The organism is Pseudomonas sp. HMSC065H01, assembly GCF_001815235.1.
Taxonomy (GTDB): Bacteria; Pseudomonadota; Gammaproteobacteria; order Pseudomonadales; family Pseudomonadaceae; genus Pseudomonas; species Pseudomonas aeruginosa.
The window spans coordinates 116125-133784 of record NZ_KV819873.1 but is presented as its reverse complement, the minus strand read 5'-3'; the positions used below and the strand labels follow the sequence as shown (position 1 = coordinate 133784).

Below are 17660 nucleotides of genomic sequence, written 5' to 3'. Positions count from 1 at the left end.
CCCAGCCCGACGGCGGCGGCCAGCGTGCCGTTGGCGATCGCCACGGTGCGCGGTGCGCCGCCCAGCAAGATCGGCTCGGTGAGCGAGCGATGCAACGGCACCTCGAACCCGGCCGCGAAGCTGTCCGGGCCGCTCATACGACGGCCCCGCCAGAGAACGAGAAGAACGACAGGAAGAACGAGGACGCGGCGAAGGCGATGCTCAGGCCGAACACGATCTGAATCAGCTTTCGAAAGCCCCCCGACGTGTCGCCGAAGGCCAGCGCGAGGCCCGTGGCGATGATGATGATGACCGCGACGATGCGCGCCACCGGCCCCTGGATGGATTCGAGGATGGATTGCAGCGGGCCTTCCCAGGGCATCGAGGAACCGGCGGCCTGCGCAGTTCCGGCCAGGAACAGCAGCAGCGCGGCCAGCAGCAGCCCTTGCGCCGCAGGGCGGGCCAGGCTGCGCAGCCGCGCGAGGATGAACAGGTGCGAAGGCGGATTTACGGAAACACGGAAAGCATGGGCGTGCGTCATGGCAGTTCTCCAGAGGGATTGAGGGACGGGGATGAGGAAGTCGCCGCAGGGGATGCGGCATCGGGAACTGGCGACAGCTCGGGAAACGGCGTGTCCATCGCATCCGCCAGTTGGTAGCCAACGCCGTCGAAGCCGACGACGCGGGCGATGCTCTCGATGCGGCGCTTGCGTCCGCGTCCGGCGATGTGGATCACCACATTGACCGCCTCTGCGATCAGCGCACGCGGCGGGTTCACTGCCACTTCGAGAATCAGTTGCTCCAGGCGCAGCAGCGCGCCGAGCGCGGAGCCGGCGTGGATGGTGGCGATGCCGCCGGGGTGACCTGTGCCCCACACCTTGATGAGATCCAGCGCCTCGGCGCCGCGCACTTCACCGACGACGACGCGATCCGGCCGCAGGCGCATGGACGAGCGCACCAGCTCCGTCATGGACACCACGCCTGCGCGCGTGCGCAGAGGAACGTGGTCGCGGGCTGCGCATTGCAGCTCTACCGTGTCTTCGAGCACCAGCACGCGGTCGCCGGTGGCGGCTATCTCGGCCAGCAGCGCGTTTGCCAAGGTCGTCTTGCCGCTGCTGGTGGCCCCAGCGATCAGGACGTTCTGGCGCTCGCGCACGGCGCGAACGAGAAAGCCCGCCTGGGCGGCGGTCATCATTCTGTCCACGACGTACCGCTCCAGCGGGATCACGCCGATGGCGCGCTTGCGCAGCGCGAAGGCCGGCCCCGGCGCGGCGGGCGGCAGGATGCCCTCGAAGCGTTCGCCGGTTTCGGGCAGCTCGGCCGACAGCAGCGGCTGGCCCCGGTGGACTTCGGCGCCGACGTGCGCCGCGACGAGGCGGATGATTCGCTCGCCATCGGCCTCGGGCATTTCCACGCCCATAGGCGCGCGACCCGATGACAGGCGATCCACCCAAAGGGTGCGATCGGGGTTGAGCATGATTTCCACCACATCCGGGTCTTCGAGCGCGGTGGCGATCAGCGGCCCCATTGCTGTCCGCAGCATCTGGATGCGCCGGTCAAGCGAAGCCGCAGCGGATGAGCGTGGCTCGGGCGGAAGTTGCGGAGCGGCGCTCATGACGCACGCTCCTGCGCTTGCGCGGCTGCCGCCGCGTCCTCCATCCGCATCGGGTCGGGGTGCAGTTCTTCCACCACGTCGCGCACCAGGCTTCGCCCGCGCAGCAAGTGGCGGCCCAACTGTTCAACGAACTGCTCGAAGCGCGCTTTGCCCTGGGCGCGGGCGGCCTCTTGGTGCGCCTCGGGGACTGGCGTGCTGACCGTGAGGTAGTAGCGAATGAACAGCGCCAGCGTCTCGATCTGGATGTTCTGGTCACGCTCCATGCGCTCGGCTTGGCGCGACAGGCGATCAAGGCGCTTGGCGACTGCTGCCTCGCGCTGATCGGCGGCATCGGGCGACAGCCACGATGCGAGCGCCGCCGCGACGATGGACGACTTGGACACGCCTTTCTTGGCGGCCAACTCGTCCAGGCGCTTGGCGTGCTCGGGCTGGATGAACAGGTTGAGGCGGTAGTGGCTCATAGCTCGATTCCGTCGTTGGGGTCGAGGGAAGCCAGCCGGGCCGTGCGCTGCATGGCTGGATCAAGCTGGCGAGGAAGGGGAAGCGGCAGGTCGTCGTCGTCGTCGAGCAGCGCGAGGTCGGCCACAGGCGCGGCCAGCTCGGGGGCATAGGCCACGGCTTCGGAAAGCTCGGGCTGACGGCGCGGGCCACCGTCGTCGGCGGCCAAGCTGCCCAGACCATCGGCGGATGCCGTGGCCGGTACGGCAGGCGTTGGCGGAATCGCCAGTCCGCTCCAGTCGTCCGGGCGCAGCGGCGGCGCGTCGGCATACTGCGCACCCGCGAGCGCAGGCGGCGGCAGCACGCGGCGCTTGAAATTGGCGTCCGCGTAGTAGCGCAGCTTCTTCGCCTTGATCGGCGCGACGCTGGACACCATCACCACGGCTTCGTCAGGCGGAAGCTGCATCACCTCGCCCGGCGTCAGCAGTGGACGCGCCGTCTCCTGGCGCGACACCATCAGGTGGCCGAGCCACGGCGCGAGCCGATGGCCCGCGTAGTTGCGCTGCGCGCGCAGCTCGGTCGCGGTGCCGAGCGTTTCGGAAATGCGTTTGGCCGTGCGTTCATCGTTCGTCGCAAACGTCACGCGAACGTGGCAGTTATCGAGGATGGAATGGTTCTGCCCATACGCCTTGTCGATCTGGTTCAGGCTTTGGGCGATGAGGAAGCTGCGGATGCCGTAGCCAGCCATGAAGGCCAGAGCCGTCTCGAAGAAGTCCAGGCGCCCCAGCGCCGGGAACTCGTCGAGCATCAACAGCAGCTTGTGGCGGCGCTCGATGCCGTCGGAGCCATCGAGCGATTCGGTGAGACGCCGGCCGATCTGGTTGAGGATCAGGCGGATGAGCGGCTTCGTCCGCGAAATGTCCGAAGGCGGCACCACCAGATACAGCGACACCGGATGCTCGGCCGCGATCAGGTCGGCGATGCGCCAATCGCAGCGCGACGTGACTTCAGCCACCGTGGGATCGCGGTACAGGCCGAGGAACGACATGGCCGTGCTCAACACGCCGGAACGCTCGTTGTCCGACTTGTTGAGCACTTCGCGCGCAGCGGACGCCACCACCGGATGCGGGCCATCGCCGAGGTGCGGCGTGGTCATCATCCGGTGCAAGGTCAGCTCGAAGGGACTGGCCGGATCGGACAGGAAATTGGCGACGCCGCGCAGCGTCTTGTCCTCGCCTGCGTAGAGCACATGCAAGATGGCCCCGACCAGCAGCGCGTGCGAGGTCTTCTCCCAATGGTTGCGCTTCTCCAGCGCGCCTTCGGGATCGACCAGAATGTCCGCGATGTTCTGCACGTCGCGCACTTCATGCGCGCCACGCCGAACCTCAAGCAGCGGGTTGTAGGCCGCCGACTTCGTATCCGTGGGGTTGAACAGCAGGCAATGCGAGAAGCGCGAACGCCAGCCGGCGGTGATCTGCCAGTTCTCGCCCTTGATGTCGTGGATGACGGCGGACGCGGGCCAGGAAAGCAGCGTCGGCACCACCAGGCCAACGCCTTTACCTGAGCGCGTGGGTGCGAAGGTCAGGACGTGTTCCGGGCCTTCATGCCGCAGGTACTGGCGGTCGTGCTGGCCGAGGAACACGCCGGCCGGCTGTGTGATGCCGGCATTGCGAATGTCATCCGCGTTCGCCCAACGGGCCGAGCCGTAGGTCGTGACCAGGCGCGATTGCCGCGAGCGCCAGATCGACATGCCAATCGCCACCAGCACGGCGACAAGACCGCTGCCGCCCGCGATGGCGCCGCCGGTATCGAACACGCGCGGCGCATAGGCATCGAAGAAGAACCACCACTCGAACAGCCGCCACGGGTGATAGACCGGCGTGCCGAAGAAATCAAACCAGGGCGAGCCAAGGCGTAGTTGGTAGCCAAGGGCTGCTGCTGTCCATTGTGTGGCGCCCCACACTCCGGCGATCACGATGCCGAATACCACGGCAATCTGACCGAACAGCACGTTCGTCCCTTGCATGACCTGGCCTCCGATTTCTCCTGCGCTTTTTCCTCATGGAAAGCGCGGCACAAGGACGTGCCGCAAGCGTCAGGATCGGTGCCGGGTCAGTGCCGGTCAAAGACCGTTTTAAGCAGAAAAGTCGCGGAAAAAGAAAGAATGAGCGCGGTGGCGAGCCAAAGAAAAACGCCGCAAGCGAGGGCGCGCTGCGGCGTGTGGAGCAAAAAAGATGGTGATGCGGCGGACTGCCGGCCATCAGAACTTGGGCGACTCTTTCGGCGGTGTGTAGGGGGTTTCGCCGTCGCCATAGAACCGCTTGCGCGTGGCTTCGGCTACACGGTTGCACAGCACGTCGCCGAGTTTGGGGCGATCGGTCTTGCACTGCTGGCGCAGCTCTTTGAGCCGCTCGGGGTTGGCCGCGAGTTCTTCCACCGTCGGGACGTTGACTGCGGAATCAGCGGGCTTCTGTGGCGTCTCGGACTGGCCGCAGGCAGCTAATGCAGCCATCAGCAAGAGCGGGATGATTTTCCTCATGACATCATTCCTCCGAAGGATCGGGATTTCGACCTCGTATCGGCCTTGGGGGTTCCAGAGATTCGATGGTCTGTACTCGCTCAATGAACCTTGCCAGTTCGTCGGATAGATCATCGTCAAGATGAAGCAAGTACGTCGTCAAGGGTGGCACGCGCTGCGCCAGCGGACGGGCCACGACACCCGGCTCACGGCTGGCGGCAATGTGTGCGGCGCCGGCCAGCCCGAGCGCGAAACCAGCCGATACCAGCGCCATCATCAGGTCGCAAGAAGCAACGCGCTCTGCGATCAAAGGCTCCATCTCAGTATGGCGAAGCACTCGTTCGACATGCTTGGCATGGCCTTCGCAAACTTGCGGATCGCACAAGACCAATGGATAGCGCAGCAACTCATCTAAGGGAATGCGCTTGTGGGCGAGTAACGGATGCCGGCCAGGAACCGCGACCATCAGCGTATCGCTCCAGGCAGGTACGGTGACGATGCCATCACCAACCTCGTTGGACTGGGCGAATCCCACGTCGTACAGATCGCTATGAAGCCCCTTGATCTGCTGCGACAGGGGCACCTCGAAGAATCGGATTTCTACCTCAGGTTCTTCCTGGCGACAAAGTACGAGCAAGGCAGACAGGCGCGACGGCGTGATGCCATCGGACAATGCCACGCGCAACTGCCCGTGAAAGCCGTTGGCCGCAGCCTTTACGCTCTCGCGAGCCTGCTCCACAGCAGCGAGCACGCGACGAACGTGCTCCAAGAACAACTTGCCAGCGCGGGTCAGCCTGGTGCTGCGGGTGGTGCGGGCAAACAGCACAACACCCAGTTCTTCTTCCAGTTCCTTGATGGCTCGGGACAAGGGCGATTGCTCAATGTGCAGCTTCTCTGCGGCACGGGCGAAGCGAAGCTCCTCAGCTACGGCGAGAAAATACTTCAGGTGTCTCAACTCCATAGAATATTCACTCCCTCCGAGCCGACATAGCACTTGCTCCTCGGTTAATGCTAGAACCATGATTCGTCACCCAGGCCAGTGCGGAGTATTGGCAGTTCTGAGCAGCCGAGCGAGGGCCAAGGCGGAGCTTGCCAACTCAATCAGGCGGTGGCCGTGACCTTGTGAGTCACGGCCACAATCTGAAAAATCAGTTCTTGCCGCCGGACGATTGACGGGTTGCCGGAGCCGGCGTTGCAGCCGGCTTCCTCTTTGCGGCGGCATCGCATTGCTCTTTCAGCTTCTTTACTTCGGGATAAGCCACGTCGCTGATGTACCGCTTCGTATCTGCCAACTGCTCGCAGGTCTTCGGCATGGCCTTCTCATCGTCGTCATGCGCGCCGGGGTGAGCCATCGCAAGCGGCGAAGCGAGCGATGCGCTGGCCAGGGCGGCAATCAAGAACGGACGAATATTCATTTTCACTATCTCCTTGGGTTAAGCCCAGCCTTCGCGGCTGGGCGGGAAACTACGGCCTCCTGTTGCGCGTCTGCCATATCAGCAGGATGGCCGGAGTACATGGGGCATTCACCCCTGTCTTTCTGGCGAACTACAAGACGCGCTTCATTTCCGCGTATTGACCGCGAGTACGGACAACCACAGTCACATCGGCGTCCCCACGGTTTCGCCAGAACCAGCCGTGATTGCCATTAAAGGCAGCCTGGATCGAACCATCGTCTGCGGGCACGGCACGGCCTTTCTCGTAGCTAATCGACTGTCCACCGCCATCGCCGTGGGTATCGAAGTTCACTACGCCGCCTTCGGCGATCCAACTGAACTCGGCTTTCTCACCGGCCTTCATGCTTAGCTTCACTTCGGCCCCTTGACCGGGCTTGAGTACGACGCGCATTTCATCGCGCCAAGCAGAATCGTTCGCCACCTGGGCGGCATCTTGCTGCCGTTCTGACTCGGTTGTGCTTGCGTTTCCTTTAGTCGGGGCAACGGCCTTGGCTGCATCCATTGCGGCGTCTGCCGCAGCTTCTTCGGCCAACTGTTTCTTGATTTCTCCCATTTCCGTCAGCCCGAGCGCACGGCCAATTCCTGTCGGGTCGATTGCGTATTCGGAGGGGAGGACGATGGCTACCAAAATTGCAATGGCGGCCACGAGCGCAATAAACGTCGAGCGCAGCAGTTGCTTTGATGTGGGCAGGTCGTCAATGGTTGGCTTGGATACGTTGTACATAAGGATTGCTCCGTGTGAGGTTCAGGAAACGAAGTAGCCGGTGATCTGGTAGCCGATCAAAATGAATCCGGCACACATCATTGCCACGTTTGCGGTGTACGCATGACGCCAGAAGCTCGCCGTCCGACGCCAGTAACTCATTGCGATCAGAATGGTGCCGAGCGCAAGCAGTTGCCCGATTTCCACGCCGACATTGAATGCCAGCAGGTTTGGAATCAGGCCGTCGGGTGAAATGTTGTATTCAATGATCTTGGTGGACAGGCCGAAGCCGTGGAACAGCCCGAATACAACCGTTGCGATTTTCGTGTTGGGCTGGAAGCCGAGCCACCGTTGAAAGGCACCTATGTTGTCGAGCGCCTTGTAAACAACCGAAAGACCAATGATCGCGTCGATGATGTAGCTGTTGATTCCGACGTTGAAATACACACCGAGCAGCATCGTGGTCGAGTGGCCGATGGCAAACAGCGTCACGTACAGGGCGATGTGCTTCATCCGGTATAGGAAGAAGATCACGCCAAGCAGGAACAGGATATGGTCGTATCCCGTTGCCATATGCTTCGCCCCTAAATACATGAACGGGATCAGATTGACGCCGGAGATCTCCTGGATATAGCCCTTGTCGCCTTCTGCAACGGCATGGGCCAGTGCCTGATTCGCGCACGCGAACAATAGGAGAAGCCCCGCTCCGAGAAATAGAGAAATCCGTTGCCAGGTTGGTCGGTAGCGCCCTGGCGTTACTTCAAATGGTCTTTCACGCATGAATGTCATACCTCAATCAATCTCCTAAAGGGCCTGTTGCTTGCGTGCGGCGAATGCCTTTTCCGCATCCGCCGCTCCCTGCAAACTTGTTGATAAATTGGTGCCTTGCTTACGCTTGTGCCGTGTTCTGCTGGTCGGTACGCCGATGAATGAGGCGATACAAGGCCGGTAGAACCAGCAGCGTCAGCAGCGTCGAGGAAACGATGCCGCCGATGACGACAGTGGCGAGTGGTCTTTGCACTTCCGCGCCTGTTCCGACATTGATAGCCATCGGTACGAAACCAAGGCTTGCAACCAGCGCAGTCATTAGCACTGGGCGCAGTCGCGTCATCGCGCCATTCACGATGGCGTCCTGAATTGGTGCGCCGTCGTGATGCAGCTTGCGAATGAAGCTCACCATCACCAGTCCGTTGAGCACAGCCACGCCGGACAGCGCAATGAAGCCGACACCTGCTGAAATCGAGAGCGGAATATCGCGTAGCCACAATGCGGCTACACCACCCGTCAGCGCCAGCGGTACGCCGCTAAAGACGACCATTGCATCCCGGCCCGAGCCGAAGGCCATGAACAGTAGGCCGAAAATCAGAACCAGCACGGCAGGCACGACGACGGACAGGCGTTGGCTGGCCGAGATGAGCTGCTCGAACGTGCCGCCGTAGCTGACCCAATAGCCTTCGGGCAGCGTAATTTCACGGCTCACCCGCTCACGTAGTTCTTCCACGAACGAACCTAGATCGCGCCCGCGCACGTTGCTGGTGATAACGATCCGGCGTTTGCCGTTCTCGCGGCTGATCTGATTGGGGCCGGGCGCTACTTCGATGGACGCAAGCTGGCCGAGCGGCACATAGGCTGCTTGGCCTAGCCCGGCAACCGTTCCGGCTTGAATCGGAATGGGTAGTGTCGCCAGTGCCTTCGGGTCCTGGCGTTGCGCTTCGGGTAGCCGAACCACAATATCGAATCGGCGATCCCCCTCAAACACCTGGCCAGCGACGGCACCGCCTAGCGCGATCGCCACCGTCTGCTGTATGTCGTCGATCGCCAGGCCGTACCGGGCCAGTGCATCCACGTTCGGCGTGATCGTCATCAGCGGTAGGCCCGTAATCTGCTCAAGCGCCACATCGGCAGACCCGTCGATACTCTCGGCCACGGCTTCGATCTTCGAGCCAATTTCGGCCAGTTGCTCCATGTCGTCGCCATACACCTTGATTGCCACCTCGGCACGAACACCTGCGATCAACTCATTCATGCGCATCTGCACGGGTTGCGTGAATTCGTAGTTGTTGCCGGGGATGGTGTTAACCGCCTTCTCCAGTTCGGCAAGCAGGACAGCCCTCGGCTTACGTGGGTCAGGCCATTCGCTGCGATCCTTGAGCATGATGAAGGTGTCAGCTACCGAAGGCGGCATGGGGTCTGTCGCAACCTCGGCAGTGCCGATCTTGGCGACGACTTCCTCGACCTCCGGAAACTCCTTGATCCGGGCTTCCAGTTGGCGTTGCATGCCAATCGCCTGCGTCAGACTCGTCCCGGGGATGCGCATTGCGTGCAGGGCGATGTCACCTTCGTCCAGGTTCGGGATGAACTCGGTTCCCAAGCGCGCTGCGAGCATGCCCGAGAGCACTACCAGCACTGCCGCTGCCGCGACGACGGCAAGTCGCAACTTGATCGCCTGCTTGAGAAGCGGTGCATAGAGGCGGCTGATGCCGCGCATCACCTTGGTTTCCTTCTCGGAAACCTTGCCGGTGACAAACAGGGCGACCGCGGCGGGTACGAAGGTCAGCGACAACACCATCGCGCCGGTCAAGGCGATGACGACAGTGAGGGCCATCGGGTGGAACATCTTTCCTTCGACGCCCGACAACGCGAAGATCGGAAGGTAAACGGCCGTGATGATGAACAGTCCGAACAGCGCGGGTTTGATGACCTCCGCACTGGCACTCGAAACCAGCGAGAAACGCTCGTCGCGGGTCAGCAGGCGACCGAGCTGGTGCTGTCGCTCGCTGAACCTGCGCAAGCAGTTCTCCACGATGATGACCGCGCCATCGACGATCAGGCCGAAGTCCAGCGCGCCCAAGCTCATCAGATTGGCCGAGATACGGTTTTGTACCATGCCGGTAATCGTCAGCAGCATGGCAAGCGGAATCACGGCAGCAGTTATCAGAGCTGCCCGCATGTTGCCCAGCAGCAGGAAAAGCACTGCGATCACCAGCAATGCGCCTTCCAGAAGATTCTTCTGCACGGTGGCGATGGTGCGATCAACGAGCTGCGTGCGGTCGTAAACCGCATGCGCGCGGACTCCCTCGGGAAGTGTCGCGTCGATTTCAGCGAGCTTTTCCACCGTGCGTTGCGCAACCGCTCGGCTGTTCTCGCCAATCAGCATGAAGGCCGTACCCAACACGACTTCCTTGCCGTCTTTCGTTGCAGCGCCGGTTCGCAATTCGCTGCCTTCTAGCACTTCCGCCACATCGCCCATTCGGAGCGGAAGGCCATCGCGCGTTGCCACGACAATCTTCCGCAGCCGCTCTATGTCGCCCACTTGGCCGGGAATGCGAATCAGATACTGTTCGCCATGACGCTCGATGTACCCGGCACCGACGTTCGCGTTGTTGCGCGCGACGGCGTTCAGCACGTCGTTCATCGTCAACCCGTAGGCCAGCAGCTTGACCGGATCGGGCGTGATGTGGAATTGGCGCACGTAGCCACCGATGGTGTTGACCTCGGTGACGCCTTTCAGGTTGCGAAGCTGCGGACGCACTGACCAGTCCTGCAACGTGCGCAGCGCCGTTGGCGTCCATACTTCCTCGTAGCCCTTCTCGGGTTCCAAGGTGTACATGAATATCTCGCCGAGGCCTGTTGCTACCGGCCCGAGGGAAGGGTTCAAGCCCGTCGGAAGCTGCGAGGATGCCTGCTGCAAGCGTTCGGCGACCTGCTGGCGAGCAAAGTAGATGTCAGTGCCGTCCTCAAAGACCGCCGTGACCTGCGACAGACCGTAGCGGGAAATCGAACGTGTGTAGTCCAGCCGAGCAAGGCCAGCCAATGCCGTCTCAACCGGGAAGGTGACGCGCTGCTCTGCCTCCATTGGCGAGTAGCCCGGTGCTTCGGTATTGATCTGCACTTGGACATTGGTGATGTCCGGGATCGCGTCGATCGGCAAGCGGCTGTAGTTCCAGATCCCCAGCCCGGACAGGGCGAGCACCAGTAGAAGCACCAGCCAGCGATGCGCAATGGACGCGCGAATGATACGTTCGAGCATATCCGCGTCCTCAGTGATCGTGGCTGGCGCCAGACTTTTCGATGTCTTGGCGTATCAGGAAACTTTGCTCGGCTACGTAGTTCGTGCCGGGCTTGAGTCCGCCGGTCACTTCAACGTATTCGCCATCGCGCTCCCCAAGCTCAAGCATTCGCACTTCATAGGTTTCGCCGACCTGTGCGAATACCACGGTGAAGTCGCGGAATCGCTGCAATCCCGACTCCTTCACCGCAAGCGATACGTTGCGCGTGCCTACTGTGACCTCGGCGGCCACGGTCATGCCGGGGCGCCAGCGCCCCTCCGGGTTCGGGATGCTGACGCGGGCAATGACGCTCTGGCCGCTGCCGGCCACCGGCAACAGCCGTTGAATCTTTCCACTGGCTTCGGTCTTTCCGGTCGCTGACCGGATTCGCACGGCTTGGCCTGGCTGTAGAACTTCGGCGTCTGTGCCGATGGCACGCAGGTCGATCCATACATTGGACGGGTCGGCCAGCTCGAACAGCGCACCAGCTTCGGCCACGTCGCCCACATTCGTATTGCGCGCGAGCACGACGCCATCAAACGGCGCCGTGATCGGGTAGGTACGCATACTGTCGTTGCCCTCGACGACGGCCAGTGTCTGGCCCCGGCGGACGCGCTCTCCTTGCTGCACGTTCACAGAGCGCACGATGCCGGGGAAGCGCGCACGAATCGCTGCGTGCCTGTCGGCATCCAGAACAACTGTTCCCATTAGTCGCACAACGTCTCGAATGACTGCCGGCCCCGCCGATTCGGTCTTGACGCCGGCATCCTTGGCGATATTGGCCGGAATGGTTACACGGCCCTCGTAGGACTCGTAAGACCATGTGGACTTCTTTCCGGCGTGTTCGGCGGATACGGCCACGTCGAACGAATGCGGCTCGGTCACTTCGCCACTGCCGACTAGATAGTTGTTCTCCGGCGTGAACTTGAATTGGTTGACCTCGCCATCCAGGCGGGAGAGCTTGATGGTCGCAACAACATCGGCGGGGGCGACAAGCTTGCCGTCGCGGTAGGCAAATAGCCTGTAATGCGGGGGCGCATTGGTTTCGTAGATGGTGACTTCTAGGGCGAAATCTCCATCACGGAGTAGCCGACCATTGTTTGGCCCACGCTCATAGCTTCCGCTTGCTTGGGCGCTGGCCTCCTCTTTGGGCTTGTCGCCACCAGGGCTGCACGCAGCGACGAACACGCAAAGGAGCAGCAGGGAAAGAATGCGAATCATGGTGCGTTTTCCTCAACGGTGGCGGTGAGGCGTTCCACCTCGACCAGCAGAAGGTGATAGCGAGCGGCGGCTTCGACAGCACGCGAGCGAAGATCGAAAAGCGTCCGCTGTGCTTGGGCCAGCGACAAATAGGAGAAGCGGCCTTGCTCAAAGCCACGACGAGTCGTTGCCAAGGCACTTTCGGCCATAGGCAGCATCCGTTCGCGCAACGACCCCAGTTCGTGACGTGCGTGCGTGAGTTCCTGATACTTGTCGAACAGCGCCTGGTGGCGCTCGAAGCGTTCGGCATCGCGCCGTGCCTCCAGCGCAGCCAGTTCGGCGTTGGCCTGTGACACCGCGTATCCAGAGCGTGTCGGCCCACCTAGCGGGATCGAGATTGACGCCACCACGGCGTGATCCCTGGTGGCCTCAAAACGACGTACACCCAAGCTAACGTCCAGATTGGGTTTGGCCTCGGCCTCCGCGAGCCGACGACGGGCGCCGATGGTGTCGGCCCGCAAACGTGATGCCCATAGCTCGGGGGTCATGGGCAAACGAGCGGCCAACGTCTCGAATGACGCCACGGTCGGCAAGGTTTGCAGGTCGCCGACGACTTCACCGAAGTCCGGCGTCAACGCGCCCCAACTCGCTGCCAAGGTCATCTTGGCGCTTGCCAATTCGTGTTCTGCACTCTCGCGGTTAAGCTGCGCCTCCGCGACTGCAATATTGGCGGCCTGTAAATCAGAATCGGGATTGCGAGCGGCTTTCACCCAGGCTGCAACCTCCTGTCGGGTGCGTTCTGCCTGCTCGACGCGCTCCTCGGCATAGACCAATCGCTGTTGCCTAGCGAGCACTTCAATGAATCGAGCCGCGGTCGTGCTGGCCAAGTCGATCCGCGCTTTGGTGGCCTGATGCTCTTGTTCCCTCAGTTCGGCTTGCCCTAATGTTTGGCGAGCCTCGCGCTTGCCGCCGAGTTCGATAACTCGGCCGATGCGCAATGTCGTTTCAGCCGAACGAATACCCCGCAGATTGCCGTTCCCGGCGACGTTTTCCATCTCACCGCCAATCGTGTAAGGCGGTGGCAGGGCTTCGCGCTGGGTGCGGGCACGAACAGCCTGGAGCTGCGCCGTTTCGGCTGTGATGGAGGGATGGGCAGCGAGCGCGCGGGAGACTGCCTCCTCCAGCCGCAGGGGTTCGGCGGCTAGGGCTGCGGATGTGCCGCAGGCCCCGACGAACACCAAGGCCACTAAGCGGATCAATTTCATGAAAACCCTCACGACGACAACAGATGGCGATCAAACGATTCCGCGCAGCGACCTCCCACGCACGCTGGAGCGGAATCACGATAAAACCGATCATCAATCGGTTTTTTAAGCAAAAAAACACGGCACGCGCGCATATGAACTTACCTCGTCATCACGGTGATGAGAGATTCGGTCACAGAGTGCAGCCAGCCGGTAGATAGGCTGCAAAACGCCAGAACAAAGATGCCGAGCATTGGTCCCAAATACGAGATCGACGTGTGCCTGGATGACAGCAATGCTTCAACGCGCTCAGGGACAAAATCGGAAAAGAACGCCATCGTCAACGGCACCTGCTCCCTCGCGTGTTGCCGAAATATCTTCTCCACCGTAACGATGGTTTCGGCCACGGCGATAGGGCATCCCACTTCTTTGGCGGCAGCAAAATCACAACGCTGCTCCAAAGCGAGTTCCAGATCGCGCAACAACCGACGACGGACGCCGGGCAACTGGATGCTGGACAGTACGGCAGCGGTCAAGCGATTCAGAACATCACGATTGGCGATGTGAGCCTGTTCGTGCGCGAGCACCACGCGCAACTGCATCGGATTGAGTCGTCGCATCAACGACGTTGAAAGCAGAATGTGACCACGCCCGACGCCGCAGGCCAACGCCATAGGCTGTTCAACATCGAGCACGCGCAGTTTGTCGGGATACCCTGGACGACCACTCAGCCGCACCAGCGAGGCAAGGGTTCGACGAGCGCGCCAAAGACCTGCTGCGGCTCGCGCCGCCAGCCAAGCCGCATATCCTGCCAGCAACGCCAATGCACCCCATAGCCAAGCACTTTGCCCGGTACTGCTCGGGTGCCAAACGCACAGGTGCAGAAGCGTGTCGGCATGCGCAGAACAGGCAGCGGCAAATCGGGCTGAGTCGTCAAACATCGACGGCATTGCAATGGTCATCACCGCGTAGGTGATGCCCGCCAATGCAGGCGTTACCAGCATCCACCAAGATACCCGCGCCCGCTGAGAAGCGGTCTTACCTGACAGCGCACGACGCAATGGATGCTCGCAAGCACCGATCAGCAGAGTAAGCGTCACTGCCAGCACGAAGCCGGACAGCAATGCAAACTGAAGTAGTGGGCCATAGCTCGTCATCACGGCTGATCCAATTCAGCCCGACGACGTGCGATCAATTCCTCCAACCTCTTGAGCTGGTCGTCATCCGCCCTTGCAGCAAGATCGACAAATGCGCTCAGCAACGCATCGGGCTGCGGCCCTGCGACACGACGCACCGTGGATTCCACCAGTTTCTGGATCAATTCGCGGCGGGAAACTCGCGCTGAGTATTCATAGGCATGGCTGATCTTTTCGCGCTGAAGCATGGCTTTGCGAAATAGACGTTCCAGCGTAGATTGCACGGTGTTCAAAGAAATCGAGCGCGACTGTCCAATGCGGGAATAAACCGCCTTGGTGTCGGACGGGCCGAAGCGCCAGATGTCTTCAAGCACGGCGATTTCCAGATCGCCAAGTGTTGGTACGCTGTGGTTGGTCAAGGTTGTCAGCTCCGAGCTTTGACTCGAATCAATGAGTATCGTCCAGAAAAAACCGACCGTCAATCGGTTTATTGTGCCATGCCGGTACTCCGCCTCGCTCTTGCGGGCGATCAAGCGACAGTAGGCCCGCGTTGCCGCCCAATCTCCCAGGACACCCCGCCACCGCGCACCGTCGCAGCAAGCTGCTGCCCCAGTCGCTGCTCGACCACCGGCTTCCACGGCACCAGCGAGAAGCCCATGCCGTCATCGAGCATCGCGTAGCGCCCGCTGGCGAGCATGACGGAACGCCGGTAGATGCCGGCCACGCGCTGCCCATCGGCCACCGGGCGATGCTCCAGGCCGGTTTCGGCGGCAATGTCCTTGGCCGCCTGCGCCAGTTCCCGGTTGCGCAACGTGCCCAGCAGGTTGCGCGCCAGGATCACGCGCTGTCCGCGCCGCTCGGCCAGCCCCTGCTCGGCCAGGAAGTCGGCCCGCTGCTGCATTGCCTGCTTGGCCTCGCCGCCAAAGCCCAGGTCGCCCAGGCCCGAGCCACCGCCGATCAACTGCTGGTCGAGCCAGGTGGCCCCGATCACGCGCGCCTGCCGCTCGATGGGCAGGTGCGATTTCAGCTCCACGGCCACGCCGCCCAGGCGCTGCGCGTCGTAACGGCGGCCCTGCTCGGGCAGGTCGCCCGGCACCTTCCATAGCCCCTCGGCCATGCGCTCCACGATGCCCGCCCGGCGCAGGGCTTCCAGCCTGCGGACGTGGGCCGCCACAACCTCCTGCGGGTCGCGGCCGGGCACGGCCTGGCCCTGCGCCACGGCCAGGTGGTGATCTGTGCGGTACAGGCCGTCGCTGGCCAGCGCGGCGATGTTCCTGTCGGCCGCGCGCACGTCGGCCGATCCCTTCACCTCCACCACGGCGCCGGTCGGATAGTTCGCCAGCTCGTCGCGGGCATTGAGTGCGACGTAGTGGGCCTTGCCGTCCACGCCGTCGATGACCAGATAGCCCCGGTCGCGCAGCTCGTCGGCCAGTCCTTTCGCCGCCACGCGCCCGAGGATGGTTCGGCCCTCGTTTCCCGGCTCGAATACCGCCAGCTCGCGCGGCTCGCCGCGCATGGCCCGCTGCATGGTGCGGATGATGTCGCCACGCTCGCCCAGGACGCGCAGGGTCTTCTCCGCATCGGCATGGACGGCCCAGGTGCCGGGCTGCGTCTCGTCGACCAGGCCCAGGCGCTGCAAGCGTTGCAGGCGGCCGATCAGCAGCAGGCGCTGGCGTTGCAGTCGGGGTTCGTTGAGCCGTTCGACATGCACCAGGCCATCGTCGCCGGCCTCGCGCTTCAAGGTGCGATCCAGGCTCGTCCACCGCTCTTGCTCCACCTCGCGCTGCAAGGTCTGCTGGATCTCCAGTTCGGTGCGCGGCCCCAGCCATTCGGTCGCCAGTTCGGCGGCGCGGTGGCGGAAGCCATCGGCGATGTAGTCGCCCGCGATGATGAGGTCTTTGCCGGTGTCGTCGCGCCCGCGCACGACGATGTGCGTGTGCGGGTTGTCGGTGTTCCAGTGGTTCACGGCCACCCAATCGAGGCCCGTGCCCAAGTCGGCCTCCATGCGGCCCATGAGGTGCCGCGTGTAGGTGCGCAAGTCTTCCAGCTCCGCGCCATCCTCGGGCGAGAGGATGAAGCGGAAATGGTGCCGGTCGTCGGCGCAGCGTTCCTTGAAGGCATCGAGGTCGGCGGCATCGGTCTGCGGCCCGTAGGCTTGGCCCGGCTCGCCATCGCGGCCCACGCCGTCGCGCTCGATGTAGCGCAGGTGCTTGGCGAGCGACTGCGGGCTGGCCCGCTGGTGATTGACCAGCAGCGTCTTGATGGTCACGCGCCGCGACATGGGCGTCAGCTTCGCCCCGGCGAAGCGCGCCGCCGTGTGGCCGCGCCCCAGGCGCGAGCCGGGCCGCTGGCCGGTGCCGCGCGCCGATGCCGGACGGCGCATGGTAGACTTGCCGCTGCTGGCCTTGCCCGCCTGCTTGAGCACCTTGGAAACGAAGCTCTGCCCCTGGCCCTTGCCCCGGTTCTTCGGCGCGCTGGGGCGCACGCGGAAATCGTCGTCGCGGCGGTCGCTCATGGCTGCGCTCCCTGCAAGCTCTGGCGTGTCCTGTCGTGTGAAGCACGCGGACATGCCCGCATTGGCGCGGGCCTCCCGCCATGCGCGGCACGGCGGCGAAGCCGCTCCGTGCCGCGCCAACCCCACGTGCAGACTGGCTTTCGACGCGGCCCGGTGCCGCGTCCTTTTGTCTTGCCTTCCGCCTTTGCCCCTCGCTGGCGCTCCGGGCAGCGGCGGCACGGCGGCGCTGCTGCGCGAGCAGCAAGCGCGCCGGCGAATGCGGCGACGGCCATAGGCCAGCAGCGTTCGAGGCAAGACGCCTGCACATGGGAAGGCAGCGCGAAGTGCAGCGCGGATGCGCTCGCACTGCACGCGCGACGACATGCGGAAAGCCACTGGATCGGCACGCCCGATGGCACGACAAGATGCACGGCAACGTGCAGCGAGTCGGCGGCTATCATGGGCGGACCTCCAGCCAGATCGGGCGCGCGACGCCGATCACGGCGGACGTGCTGACCGGCCCGAAATACCGGCTGTCGAATGACGCCGGGTTGGTCACACTGAGCAGGAACAGTTCGCCGGCTTCAAGGCGACGGCATTGCTGCCAGGATGGCAGCGGGCGGCCCCAGCGATCAGCGGGCAGCACGGCGGCCGAACGCACGCCGTCGATGCGGACGATGCCGCCAGCGATGCACACCTCCTGCGGCGCGATGGCGCCCACGCGCTTGAGCAGCGGCACGCGCGCTGGCAGGTAGCCGCGCTGCGCGGCCAGTGCGGCGGCATCTGGCGGCAGCGTGCTCAGGACGATGCTGTCCACGGACAACGGACGTG

The 17660-nt window shown here is 63.1% G+C and carries 16 protein-coding genes and 1 pseudogene; all 17 read right to left on the bottom strand.

Features of this window, described 5'->3' with window-relative positions; translation table 11 throughout:
* Positions 1–137 (bottom strand): annotated as a pseudogene (locus HMPREF3014_RS35400) (conjugal transfer protein TrbD); the annotation flags it as partial.
* Positions 134–520: a TrbC/VirB2 family type IV secretion system protein gene (locus tag HMPREF3014_RS13220; RefSeq protein WP_034017153.1), complete on the bottom strand. Its 387-nt coding sequence runs from the start codon at positions 518–520 to the stop codon at positions 134–136. The pseudogene HMPREF3014_RS35400 and the gene HMPREF3014_RS13220, both read right to left, overlap by 4 nt.
* On the bottom strand, positions 517–1593 hold the full coding sequence (trbB, locus tag HMPREF3014_RS13215) for a P-type conjugative transfer ATPase TrbB (RefSeq protein ID WP_034017151.1): 1077 nt from the start codon (positions 1591–1593) through the stop codon (positions 517–519). Before trbB ends, HMPREF3014_RS13220 begins: the two co-directional genes overlap by 4 nt.
* Positions 1590–2054 carry a ribbon-helix-helix protein, CopG family gene (locus tag HMPREF3014_RS13210; RefSeq protein WP_034017149.1) on the bottom strand — a complete coding sequence of 155 codons (465 nt, stop codon included), beginning with the start codon at positions 2052–2054 and terminating at the stop codon, positions 1590–1592. Before HMPREF3014_RS13210 ends, trbB begins: the two co-directional genes overlap by 4 nt.
* The gene (locus HMPREF3014_RS13205; protein ID WP_034017147.1) at positions 2051–4057 is read right to left on the bottom strand and encodes a conjugal transfer protein TraG; all 2007 of its coding nucleotides are present in this window, start codon (positions 4055–4057) and stop codon (positions 2051–2053) included. The genes HMPREF3014_RS13210 and HMPREF3014_RS13205 overlap by 4 nt, the downstream gene beginning before the upstream one ends.
* A 234-nt stretch (positions 4058–4291) precedes the next feature.
* Entirely contained in the window at positions 4292–4570 is a 279-nt protein-coding gene (locus tag HMPREF3014_RS13200; protein WP_034017145.1) for an EexN family lipoprotein, read from the bottom strand.
* A gap of 4 nt (positions 4571–4574) precedes the next feature.
* Positions 4575–5510: a LysR substrate-binding domain-containing protein gene (locus tag HMPREF3014_RS13195; protein WP_034017143.1), complete on the bottom strand. Its 936-nt coding sequence runs from the start codon at positions 5508–5510 to the stop codon at positions 4575–4577.
* A gap of 187 nt (positions 5511–5697) precedes the next feature.
* Complete coding sequence (locus tag HMPREF3014_RS13190; RefSeq protein ID WP_034017141.1) at positions 5698–5964, bottom strand: hypothetical protein; 267 nt, start codon at positions 5962–5964, stop codon at positions 5698–5700.
* Positions 5965–6094: 130 nt separating this feature from the next.
* Complete coding sequence (locus tag HMPREF3014_RS13185) at positions 6095–6727, bottom strand: hypothetical protein (protein WP_034017140.1); 633 nt, start codon at positions 6725–6727, stop codon at positions 6095–6097.
* A 21-nt stretch (positions 6728–6748) separates the two neighbouring features.
* Positions 6749–7486, bottom strand: a complete 738-nt coding sequence (locus HMPREF3014_RS13180; protein ID WP_052155243.1) for a HupE/UreJ family protein — start codon at positions 7484–7486, stop codon at positions 6749–6751.
* A 109-nt stretch (positions 7487–7595) separates the two neighbouring features.
* On the bottom strand, positions 7596–10736 hold the full coding sequence (locus tag HMPREF3014_RS13175) for an efflux RND transporter permease subunit (protein ID WP_034017139.1): 3141 nt from the start codon (positions 10734–10736) through the stop codon (positions 7596–7598).
* A 10-nt stretch (positions 10737–10746) separates the two neighbouring features.
* Entirely contained in the window at positions 10747–11976 is a 1230-nt protein-coding gene (locus HMPREF3014_RS13170) for an efflux RND transporter periplasmic adaptor subunit (protein ID WP_034017137.1), read from the bottom strand.
* The gene (locus HMPREF3014_RS13165) at positions 11973–13220 is read right to left on the bottom strand and encodes a TolC family protein (RefSeq protein WP_034017135.1); all 1248 of its coding nucleotides are present in this window, start codon (positions 13218–13220) and stop codon (positions 11973–11975) included. The genes HMPREF3014_RS13170 and HMPREF3014_RS13165 overlap by 4 nt, the downstream gene beginning before the upstream one ends.
* A 140-nt stretch (positions 13221–13360) precedes the next feature.
* Positions 13361–14356 (bottom strand): M56 family metallopeptidase, encoded by a 996-nt coding sequence (locus HMPREF3014_RS13160; protein ID WP_034017133.1) that lies wholly within the window; start codon positions 14354–14356, stop codon positions 13361–13363.
* Complete coding sequence (locus HMPREF3014_RS13155; RefSeq protein ID WP_237751688.1) at positions 14356–14868, bottom strand: BlaI/MecI/CopY family transcriptional regulator; 513 nt, start codon at positions 14866–14868, stop codon at positions 14356–14358. Before HMPREF3014_RS13155 ends, HMPREF3014_RS13160 begins: the two co-directional genes overlap by 1 nt.
* Complete coding sequence (locus HMPREF3014_RS13150) at positions 14865–16850, bottom strand: relaxase/mobilization nuclease domain-containing protein (RefSeq protein WP_034017131.1); 1986 nt, start codon at positions 16848–16850, stop codon at positions 14865–14867. Before HMPREF3014_RS13150 ends, HMPREF3014_RS13155 begins: the two co-directional genes overlap by 4 nt.
* A 436-nt stretch (positions 16851–17286) precedes the next feature.
* A partial coding sequence (locus tag HMPREF3014_RS13145) for a S26 family signal peptidase (RefSeq protein ID WP_141765722.1) occupies positions 17287–17660 on the bottom strand: 374 nt, incomplete at its 5' end.

Bases quoted from the DNA above. Each gene is read 5' to 3' on its own strand.
- HMPREF3014_RS13220 (WP_034017153.1), bottom strand. From the start codon at position 520: ATGACGCACGCCCATGCTTTCCGTGTTTCCGTAAATCCGCCTTCGCAC.
- trbB (WP_034017151.1), bottom strand. From the start codon at position 1,593: ATGAGCGCCGCTCCGCAACTTCCGCCCGAGCCACGCTCATCCGCTGCG.
- HMPREF3014_RS13210 (WP_034017149.1), bottom strand. From the start codon at position 2,054: ATGAGCCACTACCGCCTCAACCTGTTCATCCAGCCCGAGCACGCCAAG.
- HMPREF3014_RS13205 (WP_034017147.1), bottom strand. From the start codon at position 4,057: ATGCAAGGGACGAACGTGCTGTTCGGTCAGATTGCCGTGGTATTCGGC.
- HMPREF3014_RS13200 (WP_034017145.1), bottom strand. From the start codon at position 4,570: ATGAGGAAAATCATCCCGCTCTTGCTGATGGCTGCATTAGCTGCCTGC.
- HMPREF3014_RS13195 (WP_034017143.1), bottom strand. From the start codon at position 5,510: ATGGAGTTGAGACACCTGAAGTATTTTCTCGCCGTAGCTGAGGAGCTT.
- HMPREF3014_RS13190 (WP_034017141.1), bottom strand. From the start codon at position 5,964: ATGAATATTCGTCCGTTCTTGATTGCCGCCCTGGCCAGCGCATCGCTC.
- HMPREF3014_RS13185 (WP_034017140.1), bottom strand. From the start codon at position 6,727: ATGTACAACGTATCCAAGCCAACCATTGACGACCTGCCCACATCAAAG.
- HMPREF3014_RS13180 (WP_052155243.1), bottom strand. From the start codon at position 7,486: ATGCGTGAAAGACCATTTGAAGTAACGCCAGGGCGCTACCGACCAACC.
- HMPREF3014_RS13175 (WP_034017139.1), bottom strand. From the start codon at position 10,736: ATGCTCGAACGTATCATTCGCGCGTCCATTGCGCATCGCTGGCTGGTG.
- HMPREF3014_RS13170 (WP_034017137.1), bottom strand. From the start codon at position 11,976: ATGATTCGCATTCTTTCCCTGCTGCTCCTTTGCGTGTTCGTCGCTGCG.
- HMPREF3014_RS13165 (WP_034017135.1), bottom strand. From the start codon at position 13,220: ATGAAATTGATCCGCTTAGTGGCCTTGGTGTTCGTCGGGGCCTGCGGC.
- HMPREF3014_RS13160 (WP_034017133.1), bottom strand. From the start codon at position 14,356: ATGACGAGCTATGGCCCACTACTTCAGTTTGCATTGCTGTCCGGCTTC.
- HMPREF3014_RS13150 (WP_034017131.1), bottom strand. From the start codon at position 16,850: ATGAGCGACCGCCGCGACGACGATTTCCGCGTGCGCCCCAGCGCGCCG.